The sequence below is a fragment of the Aquincola agrisoli genome (assembly GCF_036621135.1).
GTDB classification, from domain to species: Bacteria; Pseudomonadota; Gammaproteobacteria; order Burkholderiales; family Burkholderiaceae_C; genus Aquincola; species Aquincola agrisoli.
In genome coordinates this window covers 1-18821 of the sequence record NZ_JAZIBG010000031.1, presented here as the reverse complement: position 1 = coordinate 18821, position 18821 = coordinate 1, and the positions used below count along the sequence as shown (strand labels likewise).

Below are 18821 nucleotides of genomic sequence, written 5' to 3'. Positions count from 1 at the left end.
TCTCCTTCCTCAGTAGCCCAGGTAGGCCCTGCGGACGTTGTCGTTGCGCTTGATGTCTTCGGCGGAGCCCGACAGGACGATGCGGCCCGTCTCCATCAGGTACGCGTGGGTCGCGAATTCCAGGGTCAGTGCGGCGTTCTGCTCGACCAGCAGCACCGACACCTTCTCGCGGCGGTTGATCTCCCGGACCAGCTCGAAGATCTCGCGCACCACCAGCGGCGCCAGGCCGAACGAGGGCTCGTCCATCAGCAGCAGCTTGGGCCTCAGCATCAGCGCCCGCGAGATCGCCAGCATCTGCTGCTCCCCGCCCGACAGCGTGCCCGCCTGCTGCCGCCGGCGCTCCTTGAGGCGCGGGAAGTATTCGTACATCCGCTGCGTGTCCTCGGCGATGGCCGCCCGGTCGCTGCGCAGGTAGGCGCCCAGGCGCAGGTTCTCCTCGACGGTGAGGCCGCCGAACGTGCCGCGGCCGTCGGGCACGTGGGCGATGCCCATGCGCGCCACCGCCTCGGTGGAGCAGCCTTGCAGCGGCCTGCCCTGGAAACGGATGCTGCCCTGCGTGCGGATCATCTGGGACAGTGCCCGCAGCGTGCTCGTCTTGCCCGCGCCGTTGGCGCCGAGCAGCGTGGTGATCGCGCCCTCCTTCAGCTCGAAGTCGATGCCGTGCAGCACCTGGAATTGGCCGTAGAAGGCGGACAGGCCGCTGACGGCGAGAAGGCTTTCACTCATGGCCGGCCCCCCAGGTACGCGGAGATCACATCGGGATGCTGTTGCACCTCCTTCGGGGTGCCCTCGGCGAGCTTGCGGCCGAAGTTCAGCGCGACGACCTTGTCGGAGACGCCCATCACCAGGCCCATGTGGTGTTCCACGAGCAGGATCGACACGCCGAGGTCGGTGCGGATGCTCAGGATGATCCGACCCAGCGCGTCGACCTCCTCGTGGTTGAGCCCCGCGGCGGGTTCGTCGAGCAGCAGCAGCTGCGGATCGCCCATCAGCGCGCGGGCCAGTTCCACACGCTTGCGCGTGCCGAAGGGCAGCTGGCCGGCGGGCAGGTGGGCGACGGCATCCAACTCGAGGAAGCCGATCAGCTCGCTCGCCTTGCGCCCGGCGTCCAGCTCCTCGCGGCGCACGTAGGGCAGCCGCAGCGCGTTGGACAGGAACCCGCTGGTGCTGGTGCAGTGCCCGCCGATCTTGACGTTCTCCAGCACCGTCATCGAGTCGAACAGCGCGAGGTTCTGGAAGGTGCGGCCGATGCCGAGGCCGGCGATGCGGTGCGGCGGCAGCGGCAGCAGCGAGCGGCCGTTGAACTCGATGTCGCCCGTCTGCCAGGCGTACAGGCGCGAGAGGCAGTTGAACAGCGTCGTCTTGCCAGCCCCGTTGGGGCCGATCAGGCCGGTCACGTAACCGGCGGGGGCCTCGAAGGAGATGCCGTCGAGCGCCACGATGTTGCCGAAGCGCACCGACACGTCGTGGACCGCCAGCAGCGCGCTGGCGGGCTCCCTGCGTGTGCCAGCAGCGGCCGGATCTGAAGCGGAGTGGTTCACGTGAGTCCTTCCACGGAAAGCGGGATCTTCATGGGTCCGACGTTGTCATTAATTTAACATTCAATCAGGACTGATTGTTAGTTCGCGAGCTAAGGATTTACCCGATAGGGCTCGTTCAGCTTGCAGGAGGCCCCTGCGATCAGCGGGCTCAGTCCGGTGCGCGTCACATGGCCGTGCAGGGGCCGCAGCAGCGCGCGCTCGCAGGCTTCGGCGGCTTCCATGAGGCCGTCGAGGTCGATGCCGGTGCGCACGCCCAGCGATTCGAAGAGGTTGACCAGGTCCTCGGTGCACACGTTGCCGGTGTAGCCCCCGCCATACGCCAAGCCCGCCGGATGGCCGCCGACGCCGCCGAACGCCGAGTCGAAGAAGCGCACGCCCGCCTCGTAGGCCGCCAGGCAATTGACCAGGCCGGTGCCGCGCGAGTCGTGGAAGTGCGCCACCAGCGTCACCTCCGGCACTTCGGCCATGAGCGTCTTCAGCAGCGCCTTGACGGTCCTGGGCGTGGCCAGGCCGGTGGTGTCGCCCAGGGCCACGTAGCCGATGCCCAGCCGGGCGAAGGATTCGATGTCCTGCACGATCGAGCGCGGTTCCACGTGGCCCTCGAACGGGCAGCCGAAGGCCACCGACACCGTGCCGACGATGCGGAAGGCCGAGCCCGCCCGCTCACGCATGCGGGCGATGTTGTCCCATTGCTCGGCACGGCCGCGCTTCAGGTTGCGCTTGGAGTGCGACTCCGAGGCTGACACGAGGAAGCTGATCTCGTTGGCGCCGTGGCCGGCCTCGTGGTCCGCCATGGCGCGCTCGACCGCATGCAGGTTGGCGCAGGTCGCCTTGTAGAAGGTCGCTTCGCGGCGAGGCAGGGCGGCCAGCAGTTCGCTGGCATCGGCGAACTGGGGCACCACCTGCGGATTCGAGTAGGAGGTCGCCTCCACCCGCTCGAAGCCGATGGCGGCGAACTGCCGGATCAGCGCCGCCTTCTGCGGCGTGGGCATGAAGACCGGTTCATGCTGCAGGCCGTCGCGCGCGAAGCACTCGCACAGCACGACGTCGCGGACGTTCGGAGGTTGGTTTCCAGACATGGTGCACCTGCGGATTCAGACGTTGTCGAGCTGAGCCTTGCGGAAGCCGCGCATCAGCATGTTGGTATCCCGGCCGGCCTGCAGCGCCTCGGCCAGCGGCAGGTCGCAGACGCGGTAGAAGAGCCGCTTGGTGGCCGCCATGGCCAGGGCCGAGCGCGAGGCCATCGACGCAGCCACCTCGATCGCGGCCGGCAGCACGTCGGCGGACGGGCGCGCCTGCAGCGCCAGCCCGAGGTGCACCGCTTCCTCCCCGGAGATGATCCGCTCGGTGGCCAGCATCGCGAACGCGGCCTTGCGCCCGAGCTGCCGCACGAGGTTGGCCATCACGACCGCGGCCACGATGCCGTGCTTGATCTCCGGATAGCCCAGGCGCATGTCGTCGGCGACCACCATCAGGTCGCAGGCGAGCGCGAGCCCGGCCCCGCCGCCGAGTGCATTGCCCTGCACCGCGGCGACGACCGGCTTGGAGATCTCGGTGAACGCGGCATGCAGGCGGGTCGTCAGGTCGGCGCGCTCCAGCGCCACGCGCGGATCGTCACCGGCCAGCGTCGCGAACTCGCTGGTGTCCGCCCCTGCGCAGAAGCTCTTGCCGGCGCCCGCCAGCACGATCGCGCGGCAGTTGCTGTTCCAGTTCGCCGCGTACAGCGCATCGAGCAGCGCCTGGGTCAGCGCGGTGTTCAGGGCGTTGTGCTTGGCGGGCCGGTTCAGCGTGAAGACGCTCACGCCGTCGGCGCGGTTCTCGATCAGAAGTTCAGTCATGTTGATGCTCGGAAAGTGAGAGCGTTAGAACGACGCCGGCTCGATCTCCACCAGCACGCGGCCGGTCGCCACCGAGTCCCCCGCGGCCACCAGGACCGCCTTCACCACGCCGCCGACGGACGCCACATGCATGTGCTCCATCTTCATGGCCTCGATCGTGACCAGCGGCGCACCCGCTTCCACGGCGGCGCCGGGTGCCACCAGCAGCGATGCGACCCGGCCGTTGGACAGGGCGCGGATGCGGCCGTCGGCCCCCGCGCCACCCGCCGGCGCCGCGGGGGCGTAGGTCGCATCGGTGAACGAAGCCGCCCGCCCCGCCCACTGCACGTGCACCCGCCCGCCCGCGACCTGCCATTGCAGCGGGCGGTCCACGCCTTCGTGGGTGAACAGGTCGCCCCGCCCCTCCCCGGCCCGCAACGCCAGGCGCAGCACGGCGCCACCGGCCTCGACCTCCCGCTCGCCCTCGCCGGGTCCGACGCGGACCTCGTGGATCGCGTCGGCGTCGTCGCGCAGCAGCACCGTCGACGCCGCACCCGTGCCCCCCGCCGTGCCGTTGCAAAGCACCAGCCCGGCCAGCGCGAGCGACAGCGGGTCGGCACCGGCGGGCGGCACGGCCAACGCCGAGGCGTGCGCCTGCAGGAAGCCGGTATCGACGCCGCCCGCGACGAACACCGGATGCTCCAGGAAGCGGATCAGCGACTGCCGGTTGGTCTTGACGCCGAACACCACCGTCTCGCGCAGCGCCTTCACCAGCTTGCGGCGGGCCGACTCCCGGTCGGGCCCGTGCGCGATCAGCTTGGCGAACATCGAGTCGTAGTACGGCGAGATCTCCATGCCCGACGACACCGCGTGCTCGACACGGATGCCCGCCGGCGGCTGCCAGCGGTCGATCCATCCGCTCTGCGGCAGGAAGCCGCGGGTTTCGTCCTCCGCGCACAGGCGCACCTCGATCGCATGCCCGCCGAAGCGGATGTCCGCCTGCGACAAGCCCAGCGCCTCGCCCGCCGCCACACGCAGCTGCCACTCGACCAGGTCGACCCCGGCGATGGCTTCGGTCACCGGATGCTCGACCTGCAGCCGGGTGTTCATCTCCATGAAATAGAAGGTGTCGTTGCCTTCGACCAGGAACTCGAAGGTGCCCACGCCCTCGTAGCCCAGCTTCACCGCCGCCGACACCGCGGCGCGGCCCAGCGCGTCGCGCAGCGCCTCGGGCAGGCCGGGCGCCGGCGCTTCCTCGATCACCTTCTGGTGGCGGCGCTGCACCGAGCAGTCGCGCTCGCCGAAGTGCACGCCGTGGCCGTACCGGTCGACCAGCACCTGGATCTCGATGTGCCGCGGGTTGCGCACCACCCGCTCGATCAGCATGCGTTCGTCGCCGAACGCGTTGCGCGCCTCGGACCGGGCCGAGGCCAGCGCATGCATGAAGTCCTTCGCGGACTCGACCACGCGCATGCCGCGGCCGCCGCCGCCGGCCGTCGCCTTCACGAGCACCGGGAAGCCGATGCGCTCGGCCTCGGCCGCCAGCGTGATGTTGTCCTGGGCATCGCCGTCGTAGCCGGGGATGCAGGGCAGCCCTGCCTCGCGCATGAAGCGCTTGGCCTTGGCCTTGTCGCCCATCGCATCGATCGCATGGGCGGAAGGCCCGACGAAGACCAGCCCGGCGCGGCCGCAGGCCTGCGCGAACGCGGCGTTCTCCGACAGGAAGCCGTAGCCCGGGTGCACCGCATCGGCGCCGGTGCTCTCGGCGGCGCGCAGCAGCGCATCGATGTTCAGGTACGAGGACGACGGCGCGGCCTCGCCGATGCACACCGCCTGGTCGGCGAAGCGCACGTGCGGCGACAGGCGGTCGGCCGTGGAATAGACGGCCACGGTGTCGATGCCCATGGCCCGTGCCGTGCGCATGATGCGCATCGCGATCTCGCCGCGATTGGCGACCAGCAGCGTGCGGATGGGCCGCACGGCGGGCGCCTGCGTGTTGGAAGCTGAAGAGGTGTTCACGGTCTTGCCACTCCGAATTGCATCGGCCGCGTCGGGCGCAGTTCCGCCTCGTGGCAGACCTGCAGCGCCAGGGCCAGGACAGCGCGCGTATCGCGTGGATCGATGACGCCGTCGTCGAGCAGCAGCGCACTGGTCGCGAACACGTCCATCTGCCGCTCGAAGTTGGCCCGCACCTGCGCGCCGACCGCCTCGAGCCGTGCCTCGTCGGCCTCGCCGGACTTGCGCAGCATCGTCATGCGCTGCACGTTGACCATGGTCTGCGCCGCCTGGTCCGCCCCCATCACCGCCGTCTTCGCGTTGGGCCAGGAGAAGCAGAAGCGGGGCAGGAACCCGCGGCCGCACATCGCATAGTTGCCGGCGCCGAAGGAGGCGCCGCAGAACAGGGTGATCTGCGGGACCGACGCGTTGGTGATGGCCTGGATCATCTTGGAGCCGTGCTTGATGCTGCCCGCCTCCTCGAATGCCCGGCCCACCATGAAGCCGGTGATGTTGTTGAGGTAGAGCAGCGGCGTGCCCGATTGGCAGCAGGCCTGGATGAAGTGCGTGGCCTTCGCGGCGCCGGCAGGCTCGATCGGGCCGTTGTTGGTGATGATCCCGACCGCCATGCCTTCGATGCTCGCGTGGCCGCAGACCGTGGCCGCGCCGTAGAGCGCGCCGAATTCGCGGAAGTCCGAGCCGTCGACGATCCGGGCGATGACTTCGCGCATGTCCACCGGCCGGCGATGGTCGTCGGGCATCACGCCCAGCAGTTCCTCCGCCGCATAACGGGGCGCGGCGAAGGCCTGCGGACGCGGCGGCACGGCCAGGCCGCGGTTCCAGTCGAGCGAGCCGACGATCTCGCGGGCGATGCGCAGGGCATCGCGGTCGTCCTCGGCCAGGTAGTCGGCCAGGCCGGAGATGCTGGCGTGCATCTCGGCGCCGCCCAGTTCCTCCTCGGTCGCCACCTCGCCGGTGGCCGCTTTCAACAGCGACGGGCCGGCCAGGAACGCACGGGAGCGCCCGCGCACCATCACGATGTAGTCGGACAGGCCGGTCTGGTAGGCGCCGCCCGCCGTCGACGGCCCGTGCGTCACGGTGACCACCGGCAGGCCGGCCGCCGACAGCCGGGCGAGGTTGCGAAACTTCTGGCCGCCGTGGACGAAGTTCTCGACGCGGTAGTTCATCAGGTTCGCGCCGGCGCTCTCCACCAGCTGCACGAAGGGCAGCTTGTTCTCCAGCGCCATCTCCTGCACGCGCAGCAGCTTCTCAAGCCCCTTGGGCTGGAAGGCGCCGGCGTCGATCCCCGAGTCGGACACCACCACCATGCAGCGCGCCCCCGCCACCATGCCGATGCCCGCGATCAGCCCGCCGCCGGCGACCGTGCGGCCGTCGGCGCGCGGCGCACCGAGCCCGTAGCCCGCCAGCGTGCACAGCTCGAGGAACGGCGCCCCGCGGTCCAGCAGCAGCGCCAGGCGCTCGGAGGGCAGCAGCTGGCCCCGCTTGCGAAAGCGCGGGCCCGCGGCATCGGAGGCCTCGCGCGTCGAGCGCTCGATGGCCTGCAGCCGCGCCAGGTTGTCCAGCATGGCCTGGCGGCTGCGCAAGAAGGCGTCGCCGTTCGTGGCGAGCGTGGATTCGATCAAGGCCATGGTCAGCTCCTTCCGGCAAGGTCGTCGGCCGTGGCGCGCGGTGCCGGTTCGGGCATCGGCGCGGGCAGCACCTGGCACAGCACGGCCTCCGGCAGGCCCAGCGCCCCCAGTACTTCGGCCGTGTGCTCGCCCAGGCGCGGAGGCGGCTTCGGCGCCACCCGGCTGTCGCTCAGGCGCAGCGGGAAGCGCGGAAAGCGCAGGTGGGTCGAGGCATCCAGCTGCAGCGACTGGAAGAAGCCCACCGCGCGCAGGTGCGGGTCGTTCTCGAGGTCTTCCAGGCGATTGAGCTTGGCGCAGGGAATGTCCAGTTCGCTGCACAGCGACATCCATTCCGCGATCGACTTGCGCGCCACGATCTCGCCCATGCAGCCGAGCAGCTCGGACACATGCCGAGAGCGGCCCGCGATGCTCTGGAACCGCTCGTCGGCCAGCAGGTCGGAGCGCTCCGCGGCCACGAAGAAGCGGCGCCAGTTCTCGTCCGTGTACGGCATGATGCAGACGTACCCGTCGGCGGCGAGGTAGGGCCGCCGCCAAGGCGCCAGCGAGCGCGGGTAGCCCAGGTCCTCCTCGGCCGGCTGCGTGGGCGTGCTGCCGTCCTGCAGCTGGCGGGCGAAGAAATGCTCCACCAGCAGGAACGAGGTCACCGCCTCGAACATCGGCACTTCGATCGTCTGGCCGCGGCCGGTGCGCTCGCGCTGGAAGAGCGCGGCCAGCACCGCATGCACCGCCATCTGCGCCGCGATCTTGTCGGCCATCACGGTCGGCAGGTAGCCGGGCGTGCCCGACTGCCGCCGCACCAGGTCGGCCGCGCCGCTCAAGGCCTGGATGGTGTCGTCGTAGGCGGGCGCGCCGGCGTAGGGGCCCTCCTCGCCGAACCCGTGCAGCCCGACGAAGATGAGCCGGGGATTGCGTGCGCGCAGCACCTGCGGCGACAGGCCGAGCGCGGCGAGCTTGTGGGGCCGGATGTTGTGGATGAACACGTCGGCCGTGTCGCACAGCGCCAGCAGTGCCTTGCATCCGGCCGATTGCTTCAGGTCGAGCACCACACTGCGCTTGTTGCGGTTGGAGCCGAGGAACATCGACGACATGCCGGGCTCGTGCGCCGGCCCGTTGAACCGCGTTCCGTCGCCCGTGGGCGATTCGATCTTGATCACGTCCGCGCCGTAGTCGCCCAGCGTCTGCACGGCATACGGACCAAAGACCACCGTCGTCAGGTCGATCACGCGCACCCCGGCCAGGGCTGCGTCTCGAGGTAGGTTGCTGTCCATGTCCGGAAGATTACGAACCGGCCCACCATCAATCAAATATATGCATTTGATGGATGTCTATAATCTTTTAATATGTCATCCACCTGATTGAAGGTGTGCTAATGCCACTGCACTTCGGACTCAAACAGTTGGAGCACTTCATCGCGGTGGCCGAAGCCGGCAGCTTTTCGGAAGCCGCGGCACGCTCCTTCATCGCGCAGCCGGCGCTGTCGATCTCCATCCGCAAGCTCGAGGAGTCGGTCGGCGTGCCGCTGCTGGCCCGCGGCGCCCGCGGCGTCAAGCTGACGGCGGCGGGCGCCGAGCTGCTGAGCGAAGCCCGGCGCAGCCTGCTGCATGCGGAACGGGGCCGCCAGAACGCGCGCCTGGCGGCGCTGGGCGAACTGGGCGTGGTGCGGCTGGGGTTCGTCGGCTCCGCGATCTACCAGCTGCTGCCGCAGCGGCTGCCGGCGTTCATGCGCCGCTACCCGGGCGTGCGCATCGAGTTCTCGGAAGGCGTGAGCATCACGCTGCTGCAGGCGATGCGCGAAGGGCGCATGGACGCCGGCGTGATCCGCCTGCCGGCCGACGACGTCGACGGGTTCAGCATCACCGAGGTCGAGACGGACGACATCGTCGCCGTGCTGCCCAGTAGCCACCGCCTGGCCGACCGGGCGCGCATCGAGCTGGCGGAACTGGCCGACGAATCGTTCGTGATGTTCTCGCGCACCCAGGTGCCACGCCTGCGCGGCACGATCTTCGACGCCTGCCGGGCGGCGGGCTTCGCGCCCCGGATCGTGCAGGAAGCGACCCAGGCCTTCACGATGGTCGGGCTGGTCGGCAGCGGGGTCGGCGTCGCCCTGATGCCGGGCGTGATCCGGCACTTCCGGTCCGAGCAGGTGCGGTTCATCCCGCTCTCGAACCCCGAGACGCACCGGTGCCTGACGCTGGCGCTGGCGACGCTCGAAGGCAGCACCTCCCCGGCGGCGCAGCGGCTGTGCGAGGCCATCGCCGCGCCGCCCGGCACAGAGGGGCCGGCGGACGAAACGCCGAACACCTGAGGCGGGACGCGGGCCCGGCCCGTCACTTCGCGACGGCCTCGCGCTCCAGCCGCAACACGCGCCCGTCCTCGAACTCGCCCTCGAGCACCGCCTCGTCGACGATGGTCAGCCGCGCCCGCCGCGCGCGGCAGCCGGCGGCCCGGCCAGGCGCCGCCACTTCCACCGTGACGGTGGAGGCGCCGCTGTCGATCAGCAGCAGCGGCAGCACGCGGCCTACGCAAGGGTCGTGCGCTGCCGAGCCGCCGGGCGCGCGCTCCTTCCAGGTGCCACGACGTGCGTCGATGACGACCCGCGCCTCGCGCGCGTCGCCACCCTCCGAGACGAAGGTGGCACGCCACGTGCCGCCGACGTCGGGTTCGGCGGCAGCGGGGCCGGACAAGGCGAGCACGAGCACGGCGAAGAGGTGCTGAACCATGTTCAGGGAACGCCGGCGTGCGCGGCGCGGGCCAGCGGGGGCCGCATCGGCCCGCCTCATGTCAGCCCCGCCGCCTTCGCCAGGGCCCCGTACCGCAGGGTGGCGGCACGCATGTAGGCCTCGAACTCCCCGGCCGTCGACCCCCAGGCCACGGCGCCCTGGGCGGCGAGCTGGTGCTTCACGGCGGGCGCCCGCAGGGCGGCGGACAACTCGGCGGCGAGCCGGTCGACGATGGCGCCCGGCGTGCGCGGCGGCGCGACGAAGCCGAAGAAGCCGAGCACCTCGAAGTCCGCAACGGTCTCCGCGATGGTCGGCAGCTCGGGGAAGTCCTCGATCCGCCTCGCATTGGTCAGGCCCAGCATCTTCAGCCTGCCGGCCCGCAGGTAGGGCAATGCGGAGGCCAGCGTCGCGAACGCCAGGCGGACCCGGCCGCCCAGCAGATCGCGGTAGAGCCCGCTGCTGGCGCCGTAGGGCACGTGCACCCAGTTCATGCCGGCACTCGTGGCGAGCAGTTCGCCGGCCAGGTGCATCGCCGTGCCCATGCCGAGCGAGCCGTACTCGAGCGCGCCCGGCTCGCGCAGGGCCAGGGCGATGAGCTCGTCGATGGAATCGGCCGCCAGGTCGGGGTGCGCCACGAGGCCCATCGCGTAGTAGCCGGCCAGCGAGACGGGGGCCACCTCGGCGTGCAGATCCACCCCCTGCGAGCGGCGCATCGCCGCGTGGATCGCATGGGCCGAGGTGACGAAGCCGACGGTGTAGCCGTCCGCCCGCGCACGCGCAACCTGCTGCGTGCCGATGAGGGTGCCGGCGCCCGGCCAGTACTCGGTGAACACCGTCTGGCCGAGCGACCGGCTCAGCGTGGCCGCCAGCGGACGCAGCACGCCGTCGGCCGCCCCGCCGGGCGCCATCGGCACGATGAGGCGGATCGGATGCGAAGGGTAGTCGGACAAGTGGGCGGCCCGCAGCGGCGCCGCGGCCAGCAGCTGGCCCGATGCCAGCAGCATCTGCCGCCGCGTGACGGGGCGGGCGGGCGATCGAGCGAACGGGGGGCGACCGGACATCGGCGGGTTCTCAACACGCAGGGGCGCGGTGCCGGGCGATTCTGCCGCCTCAGCGGCGATGGCGCCTCGACGCACGCCGGAACTCCGCCGCCAGCGCCTGGGCCCACGGCGTCATGGGCCGCGCGCAGAGGGTGATCAACTGCTGGACGACGGGCGGGAAGCGCTCGGCGACCGGCACCCGGCACAACACGCCCGGGCGCAGGTACGGCTGCACCGAGCCCAGGGTGGTCAGCGTGACGACGTCCGACTGCATCAGCAACGCGACCAGGGCGCTGAACGAGTCGCAATGCGCGCTCAGCTTCGGCGCCACCATGCCCAGCCGCTCGAAGATGCCCGTGATCGGCGGCAAGCCGTCCGGGGCGCGCACCGCGAACGCCCAGCTGCAGCCGCCCAGCTCGGCGATGGAGGCGGCGCCCGCCAGCGGATGGCCTTCGCGCGCGACGACGGCCAGGTCGGTGCTCAGCAGCCGCTCGACATGCAGGTCGGTCGGCGTCGGCTCCTGCGTGGCGGGGCCGACGGCGAAATCGATCCGGCCCTCCCGCAGCGCGGCGATGTTGTTGGCCGAACGGCCGCCGGTGATGCTGACGACCACCTCGGGCTCGCAGGCCTGGAAGCGCAGCAGGGCCGTCGGCAACAGCAGCGATTCGGCCGTGGACGACAGCCCGACGCTGACGTAGTGCGGCTGCCGGTCGGCCATGGCGCCGAGCTCGTCCTGCAGGTGGCGCAGCTCGGCGTCGATCGCACGGGCGCGGCGCAGCACCACGCGGCCGTGGGCGGTGATCTCCACCCCATGCGCACTGCGCGACAGCAGCGGCACCCCGAGCTGGCGTTCGAGCGCGCTGACGTTCTTGCTGACGGCGGCCTGTGTCAGCCCCAGCTTGCGCGCGGCGGCGCGCACGCTGCCGGATTCGATCACCGCGATGAAGTCGCGCAGGTGGGCTTCGCGCATGGCCGGACGGCGGGGTGTCTTGGAAGGCCCGCAGTATCACGGGGCCCCCCCGACCCGTTCGCCAATGGTTTTCCCCCGGGCCCGCGCGCCGCCGCAGGCGCTCCCGGCGCAGGGTGGCACCCACGGGTGAACACGTTAACCGTCGGTATGCATTGCGGCGGCGGCGTGCCTCGCTACGCTGCCAGCCCAACCGGCCCCACCCCTCAAGACCCATACGAGGAGACGCCACCGATGAATGCCAGGATCGCGGGCCTGGCCCTCGGCGCGGCGCTGGTGCCCGCACTGGCCGCCTACCCCGGCCGTCCCATCACCCTCGTCGTGCCCTTTGCTGCAGGAGGGCCCAGCGACAAGGTGGCGCGCGATTTCGCCGAAGCCTTGCGCCGGCAACCCGACAACCAGACGGTGGTCGTCGAGAACGTCGGCGGCGCCAGCGGCACGCTGGGCGCGGCGCGTGTCGCCAAGGCGCCGCCAGACGGCTACACGCTGCTGCTGCACAACATCAGCATGGGCACCTCGCCCGCGCTCTACCGCAGGCTGCCGTACCAGACGATCGCCGACTTCGAGTTCCTCGGGCTGATCAACGAGGTGCCGATGACGCTCGTCGGCCGCGCCGCGCTGCCGGCCCGCGACTTCGCCGAGCTGGCCGCCTGGATGAACGCGCAGCGCGAGAAGGTCAACATGGCCCATGCGGGGATGGGCTCGGCCTCGCACCTGTGCGGGCTGCTGCTGACCAGCGCGATGAAGGTGCCGGCCACCACCGTGCCCTACAAGGGCACCGCCCCGGCCTGCGCGGCGATGCTCTCGGCCCCCTGGGCCGCCGCCGAGGCGGCATCGCTGCAGCTGTCGGCCTTCGATGCCGGCGCCGGCGTCGTCGGCATCCATGTCGGCGCCGACGATGTCGCCGATCTCTTTGCCTGGCAGTTCTCGCTGCGCTTCGACCCGGCGCTGCTGTCCGCCGCATCGGTGAGCGAGGGGACCTTCCTGGCCGCCGCAGGCCACACGTTCTTCGACGCCGGTGTGATCGACAACACCGCGGGAACGGTGAGCTTCGTGCTGGCGTCGCTGCTGGGGCCGCAGCCCGGGGCTTCGGGCACCGGTCCGCTGGCCACGGTGCTGTTCAACGCCATCGGCAACGGCACCGCGGTGCTGAGCCTGGCCGACGTGCTGGTGCTGGACTCGAACCTCGATGCGATCGCCGTCGGCACCGACACGATCACGCTGGCGGTGCCCGAGCCGGGCGGGCTCTGGCTGTTCGCCGCGGGGCTGGCCGGCCTGGCGGCCCGGCGGCACCTGCCGGCACGGCCTCGCCACAAGGTGCCGATGCACGCCTGACGGACCGGGGCCGCGCCTGCCGCGCATGCGGCCGTGAGGCGGCGCCGCCCCTACACTGCTGCGCGCCGGCGCCCCGACGCGGCCGGCAGGAGGGTCGCCGGCATGCCGTACGAGTCGTCTTCCGCGAAGGCGGACACCGAATACCGCTTCGGCCCCTTCCGGCTGCAGCCCTCGCGCCGGCTGCTGCTCGACGGCGGGCGGCCGGTGCCCCTGGGCAGCCGCGCCTTCGACCTGCTGGTGGCACTGGCCGAGCGCCCCGGCGAAACGGTGCCGTCGACCCTGCTCATCGCGCGGGTCTGGCAGCACACGGTCGTCGACGCCGGCAGCCTGCGCGTGCACATGGCGGCGCTGCGCAAGGCGCTGGGCGACGGACGCGACGGGCACCGGTTCATCCGCAACGAACCCTCGCGCGGCTACGCGCTCGCGGCGCAGGTGGAGCGCGCCGCCGCGGCCGACGCCGGCGCGCCGACACCGCGCCCCGCCTCGTTGCCGGCGCCCCCGCCGCTGTTCGGCCGCGACGCGCTGCTCGATGAACTGCAGGCCCGCCTCGGGCGGCTGCGCTGCCTGACCCTCGTCGGTCCGGGCGGCATGGGCAAGACGGCCGTCGCCGCCGCGCTGGCCGACCGCGTGCACGCGGGCTTCCGCGACGGTGCGGTGTGGCTGGACCTGGCGCCGCTGGCCGAGGGCCGCCAGGTGCCGGTGGCGCTCGCATCGGCGCTCGGTGTCGCCGCCGACCCGGCCGCGCCGCTGGACGCGCTCGGCGCATTCCTGCGCGAGCGCGAGCTGCTGCTGGTGCTCGACAACTGCGAGCACGTGATCGACCGCATCGCCGAACTCGCCGAGGCCCTGCTGCGGCGCGCGCCGGCGCTGCGCCTGCTCGCGACCTCGCGCGAGGCGCTGCGCATCGAAGGCGAATGGCTGCACCGGCTCGAGCCGCTGCGCGCGCCGGCGCCCGGCGACCGGCCCGATGCCGCCCAGGCGCAGCGCTATCCCGCGGTGCAGTTGCTCGTGGAGCGGGTCGCGGCGGGCCAGGACGACTTCCGGCTCGACGACACGATGGTCCCGCCGGCCTGCGAGATCTGCCGCCGGCTCGACGGGATCCCGCTGGCGATCGAGCTGGCGGCGGCCAGCGTCGGCACGCTCGGCATCGCGGCCGTCGCGGCACACCTCGGCGAACGCCTCGCGATGCTGACGCACGGCCGGCGCAACGCCCTGCCGCGGCAGCAGACGCTGCGTGCGACGCTGGACTGGAGCCATGCCCTGCTGACCGACGGCGAGCGCCGCGTCTGGCGGCGGCTCGCCGTCTTCCGCGGGCCCTTCACGCTGGCTGCGGCGCTCGCACTGGCGGGCGACGGCGACGGCACCGGCGCGCCCGACGCCGCCCTCGCCGACACCGTCTTCCAACTGGTCGACAAATCCATGCTCGCGGCCGACACGCAGCGTGACGGCGTGGAACTGCGCCTGCTCGAATCGGCACGGGCCTATGCGCTGGAGGCGCTCGCGCGGTCCGGCGAGCTGCCGCAGGCCGAGGCCCGCCATGCCCGCCACCTGCACACGCTGTTCGCCGCCGAATCGGCGCAGGCCCTGCCGCCGGCGCAGTGGCTCGCACGGCACGCCCGCCGCATCGACGACCTGCGCGCGGCCATCGCCTGGGCCTTCGGCCCCGCCGGCACGCCGGCGCTGGGCGTGGCGCTGGCCGCGCACACCGCGCCGCTGTGGTTCTCGCTCTCGCTGATGGCCGAGTACCGCGAGGTCGTCGAGCAGGCGCTGGCCGCCCTGCCCGGCGCGGCGGCCGATCCGGCACTCGCGATGCAGCTGCACGAAGCGCACGGCCATGCGTTGTGGCACACCCGCGGCAGCGGCCCGGCGATGGCCCATGCGTTCCACCGCGCGCTCGCGCTGGCCGAGTCGCAGCAGGCCGCCGGCTTCCAGCTGCGTGCCATCTGGGGCCTCTGGCTGATCTGCAACACCAGCGGCGACTACGCCGGCTCGGCGCGCCTCGCGCGGCGCTTCGGCGAGATCGTGGGCCCCGGCGCGCCGGCCGAGCTGGCCGTCACGCACGACCGGATGATGGCGCTGGGCCTGCACTTCCACGGCGAGCAGGCGGCTGCGCTGGTGCACGCGCAGCGCGTGCTCGACCACCCGAGCACCTTCAACCACACCGCGCGCCACAGCGGCTTCCAGTTCGACCAGCGTGTCAGCGCGCTGACGGTGCTGGCGCGCATCCTCTGGGTCACGGGCCGCCCCCGCGAAGCGCTCGCGCAGGCGGCGCAGGCGGTCGACGAGGCGCTGCGCATCGACCATGCGCTGTCCTTGTGCTACGCCATCGCCAACGGGGCCGCGCCGGTCGCGTTCTGGTGCGGCGCGCGCGACGCCGCCGAGCGCTGGACGGCGCTGCTGGAGCGCCGCGCGGCCGAGCACTCGCTGCCGCTCTGGCAGGCGTTCGCAAGGGGCTACCGGCTGCTGCTGGCGCCGCCCGGCGGGGCCGGCACGCCGGGCTCGATGGCGGCGGCCGGGGCGCTGCACGGCCCGGCCGTCGGCAACCTGCTGCGCGAGACCCTGTGCACCGTCGACCCGGCCCTGGCCGAGCCGGCTTTGCTCGCGCGCGCGCTGGGCGACGGCGGCAGCTGGTGCGCGCCCGAGCTGCTGCGCGTGCGCGCGCTGCAGCTCGTCGACGCCGGCAACGCCGCGGGCGCCGAGGCACACCTGGCGCGCGCGCTGGCGCTGGCCGAGCGCCAGGGCGCCCTCGGCTGGGCGCTGCGCAGCGCCGCCAGCCTGGCGCGGCTGCAGGCCGGGCGGGGCGACGCCGCCGGTGCCGCGGCGCTGCTCGCCGGCGTGCTCGACCGCTTCGCGCCAGGCGAGGACAGCGCCGACCTCGCCGCCGCCCGGGCGCTGCGCGAACGGCTGCGGGCCGGCAGCGATTGACAACGATTAACTGGCCGCCGGCGTGTCCGGCGACGAACATGGCTTCATGGCGGCAGCGGTTGCCGCCCTTCGAGACACCCGAGGAGCCTGCGATGAACCCAGCCGCCGACCACCGCCTCACCGTCTGGATCGCCCACGCCGATCCGCTGCTCGCGCTCGGCCTCTCGGCCGTGCTCGCCGGGCAGGCCGACCTGGACGTGCGCCTCGCGGGCGGGGGCGGCGGCGAGCCGGACGCCGTGCAGGTGCTGCTGGCCGACCTGCCGGGCGCCCTGCGCCACCTCGCCGGCCTGCGCTGCCATGCGGTGCCCCGGGCGCTGGCCGGCGCGCGGGTGCTGGTGGTCGGCGCCTCGGACCGGGAGCACGACGTGCGCCGTGCGCTGGAGGCCGGCGTGCACGGCTACCTGCCGCTGGGCTGCGGCGTCGACGAACTGGGCGCGGCGGTGCACGCGCTGGGGCGGGGCGGGCGCTACCTCAGCATGACGGTGGCGCAGCGCATGGCCGAGAGCCTGGCGCACGAGGCGCTGACCGCCCGCGAAACCGAGGTGCTGGCGCTGATCGTGCACGGCCGCTGCAACAAGGCGATCGCGCGGGAGCTGGCGATCGCGGTCGGCACCGTGAAGGCGCACGTCAAGGCCATCATGGCCAAGCTCGACGCGACCAGCCGCACGCACGCCGCCAGCATCGCGTCGCGCCGCGGCCTCGTCGGCATGCCGGCCGACGGGGCCTCCGACGCCCCTGCGGCGTGGGGCGCGCCGGAGCAGCCGGCCCTCGCCCTGCAGGCCGCGTGAACCCGGGCCGCGCGGGGCTCACCGGCCGCCGGCCGGCGGTGCCGGCGCAACGGCGGCAAGAAAGGCCAGCAACGCGGCGTTGACCTCGTCGGCGTGGGTCCACAGCAGCCCGCGCGGCGCCTCGGCCAGACGCTCCACCCGCGCACCGGCGAGGGCCGCCGCGAGCGCGGCCGCGCCGGCCGGCGGACGCCCCATGTCGGCTTCGCCGTGCAGCACCAGCGTGGGCACGTCGATGCGCGGCAGGTCGTCTCGCAGGTCGGCGGCGTCCAGCGTGGCCCGGCTTGCGTGCAGCGCGAGCGGGCCGTTGGCGATCGCGTCGAGCCACAGGGCATGGCGGGCGTCGGCGTCCAGCCTGCGCGCGAGCGGCAGGGACGGCGGCGCATGCGCTTCATCGATCCAGTGCCGCAGCATCGCGGCGCGCGGCGCCGGGGGCGGCGGGGCAGGCGCCGGCGTCTCGGGCGTTGGCGGCGGCGGTACCACGAGCACCGCCGCACGCAGCCGCTCGCCGCCGAAGCTGCCGAGGTAGCGCAGCAGTTCGGCGGCGCCGAGGTCGTGGGCGACCACGACGGCGCCGGCCGGCGCCAGCCGCTCCAGCACCTGCCCCAGGTCTTCGGCCAACGTGTCGAGGTCGAAGCCGAGGCTGCAGCGCGTCGAGCCGCCGAAGCCCCGGCGATCCACCGCCAGCACACGCCGTCCGGCCGCGAGCAGCGCCGGCAGCTGAGGCTCCCAGACGCGGCCCGACAGCGGCCAGCCGTGCAGCAGCACGACCGGCGGCCCGTGGCCGAAGTCGTCGACCTGCAGCTCGATCAGTGTCGAGTTCTCGCGTCCCACGTCGATGCGCATGCCGTCGTCTCCTGGTGCCGTGAGGCCACTGTGGGCAGGCGGCCGGCCCGCGGCATGGCCCGGGTGGACGACCCGCAACCCGCCCAAAGGAGAGAGGCCGCGTGCGGCCGGCGCCCCGCGGGGGCACACTGCACGGATGCCCCCGCGCCGGACCGCCCACCCGCTGCGCCGCGCCGCCGCGGCGTTGCTGGCGTGGGCCGCCGTCGTCACCGCACAGGCGGCCGACGACGAGGCGCCGGCGCTCGTCGTCGCCTACCCGGCCGGCGGACCGGTCGATCTGGTCGCGCGGCAGCTCGCGGCCGCGCTGCAGCAGCAGACCGGCCGCGCCCCCCGGGTCGAGAACCTGCCCGGGGCGAGCGGCGGCATCGGCGTCGCGCGGCTGCTGGGCGGGCGCAGCGCCGGCTGGCTGGTCGGCACGCCGAGCGAGGTCGTCGTCGCGCCGCTGCTCAACCCGGCGCTGGGCTACCAGCCGGAGCAGCTGCGGCTCGCGGGTGTGGCGTCGACGGTGGCGGTGGCCCTGGTCGGCGCACCGTCCGACGACGGGCGTCCGCTGGCGGCGCTGCTGGAGGCGGCACGCCTCGGGGGCCGGCCGCTGGTCTGCGGCAACTATGGCGTGGGCTCGCACGCCCACCTGGCCGGCCTGGCGCTGGCCGAGCGCACCGGCGTGCCGCTGACCCACGTGCCGCACACCGGCGTCGCGCCGCTGCTGCGCGAGCTTGCGGCCGGCCGTGTCGACCTGGCGTTCGTGCCGCTGCAGCGCGGGGTGGCCGAGTTCGTTGCGCAGGGCCGGCTGCGCCTGCATGCGCTGGCCGCCGCGGCACGCGATGCACGCTGGCCGGCGCTGCCCACGCTGGAAGAAGCGAGCGGCGCGGCCGGCTTCGACGAGCGGCTGTGGGTCGGCGTGTTCGTGCCGGCCGCCGCGGGGCCGGCGGCGCTGGCCGAGGCCGGCGCGGCACTCGCCACCGCGTTGCGCGACGAGGCCTACCGCGCGCAGAAGCTCGCCGAAGGCGCGCAGCCCGGCGAGCCGATGACGACCGACGAGGCCGCGACGCTGCTGGCGCAAGAGACCGCGCGCTACCGCGCCCGGGTGCAGGCCCTGCCCCGCTGAGTAACCGTCTTCGAAGTCAAGCGCCGTGAAGCGAGTGGTTCCAAGGTTGGTTGGTGCGAACCATGGCATTGAGCGTGGTCAGCAGCTTGCGCA

The 18821-nt window shown here is 73.0% G+C and carries 16 protein-coding genes; 5 read left to right on the top strand and 11 right to left on the bottom strand.

Annotation, left to right across the window (positions count from 1 at the left end):
* Positions 1–9: 9 nt before the first annotated feature.
* The 7 genes from V4F39_RS15725 to V4F39_RS15695 all read right to left on the bottom strand — a co-directional run bounded on the left by V4F39_RS15725 (position 10) and on the right by V4F39_RS15695 (position 8270).
* Positions 10–726: an ABC transporter ATP-binding protein gene (locus tag V4F39_RS15725; RefSeq protein ID WP_332290618.1), complete on the bottom strand. Its 717-nt coding sequence runs from the start codon at positions 724–726 to the stop codon at positions 10–12.
* Positions 723–1541: an ABC transporter ATP-binding protein gene (locus V4F39_RS15720; RefSeq protein ID WP_332290617.1), complete on the bottom strand. Its 819-nt coding sequence runs from the start codon at positions 1539–1541 to the stop codon at positions 723–725. The genes V4F39_RS15725 and V4F39_RS15720 overlap by 4 nt, the downstream gene beginning before the upstream one ends.
* An 89-nt stretch (positions 1542–1630) precedes the next feature.
* Entirely contained in the window at positions 1631–2620 is a 990-nt protein-coding gene (locus tag V4F39_RS15715) for a hydroxymethylglutaryl-CoA lyase (RefSeq protein WP_332290616.1), read from the bottom strand.
* 15 nt (positions 2621–2635) lie between these two features.
* Positions 2636–3379: an enoyl-CoA hydratase/isomerase family protein gene (locus V4F39_RS15710; protein ID WP_332290615.1), complete on the bottom strand. Its 744-nt coding sequence runs from the start codon at positions 3377–3379 to the stop codon at positions 2636–2638.
* A 24-nt stretch (positions 3380–3403) separates the two neighbouring features.
* The gene (locus V4F39_RS15705) at positions 3404–5377 is read right to left on the bottom strand and encodes an acetyl/propionyl/methylcrotonyl-CoA carboxylase subunit alpha (RefSeq protein ID WP_332290614.1); all 1974 of its coding nucleotides are present in this window, start codon (positions 5375–5377) and stop codon (positions 3404–3406) included.
* Positions 5374–7002: an acyl-CoA carboxylase subunit beta gene (locus V4F39_RS15700; protein WP_332290613.1), complete on the bottom strand. Its 1629-nt coding sequence runs from the start codon at positions 7000–7002 to the stop codon at positions 5374–5376. The genes V4F39_RS15705 and V4F39_RS15700 overlap by 4 nt, the downstream gene beginning before the upstream one ends.
* Positions 7003–7004: 2 nt before the next feature.
* Positions 7005–8270, bottom strand: a complete 1266-nt coding sequence (locus V4F39_RS15695) for a CaiB/BaiF CoA transferase family protein (RefSeq protein WP_332290612.1) — start codon at positions 8268–8270, stop codon at positions 7005–7007.
* A gap of 101 nt (positions 8271–8371) precedes the next feature.
* Here V4F39_RS15695 and V4F39_RS15690 point away from each other — a divergent pair, with 101 nt between their 5' ends.
* A complete protein-coding gene (locus V4F39_RS15690; RefSeq protein WP_332290610.1) occupies positions 8372–9307 on the top strand; it encodes a LysR family transcriptional regulator in 936 nt (311 codons plus the stop codon).
* Between the two features lie 22 nt (positions 9308–9329).
* Here V4F39_RS15690 and V4F39_RS15685 read toward each other — a convergent pair whose 3' ends face one another.
* Genes V4F39_RS15685 through V4F39_RS15675 form a run of 3 tightly spaced genes read right to left on the bottom strand, consistent with a single transcriptional unit; the run spans position 9330 to position 11732 of the window.
* Positions 9330–9722, bottom strand: coding sequence for a hypothetical protein (locus V4F39_RS15685; protein ID WP_332290609.1), 393 nt, complete (start codon positions 9720–9722; stop codon positions 9330–9332).
* Between the two features lie 56 nt (positions 9723–9778).
* Complete coding sequence (locus V4F39_RS15680; RefSeq protein WP_332290608.1) at positions 9779–10783, bottom strand: tripartite tricarboxylate transporter substrate-binding protein; 1005 nt, start codon at positions 10781–10783, stop codon at positions 9779–9781.
* 49 nt (positions 10784–10832) lie between these two features.
* Positions 10833–11732 (bottom strand): LysR family transcriptional regulator, encoded by a 900-nt coding sequence (locus V4F39_RS15675; RefSeq protein WP_332290607.1) that lies wholly within the window; start codon positions 11730–11732, stop codon positions 10833–10835.
* 231 nt (positions 11733–11963) lie between these two features.
* Between V4F39_RS15675 and V4F39_RS15670 the strand changes: the two genes are divergently transcribed.
* From V4F39_RS15670 to V4F39_RS15660, 3 genes are all read left to right on the top strand, one after another.
* Positions 11964–13064, top strand: a complete 1101-nt coding sequence (locus V4F39_RS15670; RefSeq protein ID WP_332290606.1) for a tripartite tricarboxylate transporter substrate-binding protein — start codon at positions 11964–11966, stop codon at positions 13062–13064.
* 102 nt (positions 13065–13166) lie between these two features.
* Positions 13167–15989, top strand: a complete 2823-nt coding sequence (locus tag V4F39_RS15665) for an ATP-binding protein (protein WP_332290604.1) — start codon at positions 13167–13169, stop codon at positions 15987–15989.
* A 92-nt stretch (positions 15990–16081) separates the two neighbouring features.
* Positions 16082–16777 (top strand): response regulator transcription factor, encoded by a 696-nt coding sequence (locus tag V4F39_RS15660; protein WP_332290603.1) that lies wholly within the window; start codon positions 16082–16084, stop codon positions 16775–16777.
* An 18-nt stretch (positions 16778–16795) separates the two neighbouring features.
* On the opposite strand, the gene V4F39_RS15655 is transcribed toward V4F39_RS15660, so the two are convergent.
* Positions 16796–17620 (bottom strand): alpha/beta fold hydrolase, encoded by an 825-nt coding sequence (locus V4F39_RS15655; RefSeq protein WP_332290602.1) that lies wholly within the window; start codon positions 17618–17620, stop codon positions 16796–16798.
* Positions 17621–17756: 136 nt separating this feature from the next.
* Here V4F39_RS15655 and V4F39_RS15650 point away from each other — a divergent pair, with 136 nt between their 5' ends.
* Positions 17757–18728, top strand: coding sequence for a tripartite tricarboxylate transporter substrate-binding protein (locus V4F39_RS15650; RefSeq protein ID WP_332290601.1), 972 nt, complete (start codon positions 17757–17759; stop codon positions 18726–18728).
* Positions 18729–18821: the final 93 nt, after the last annotated feature.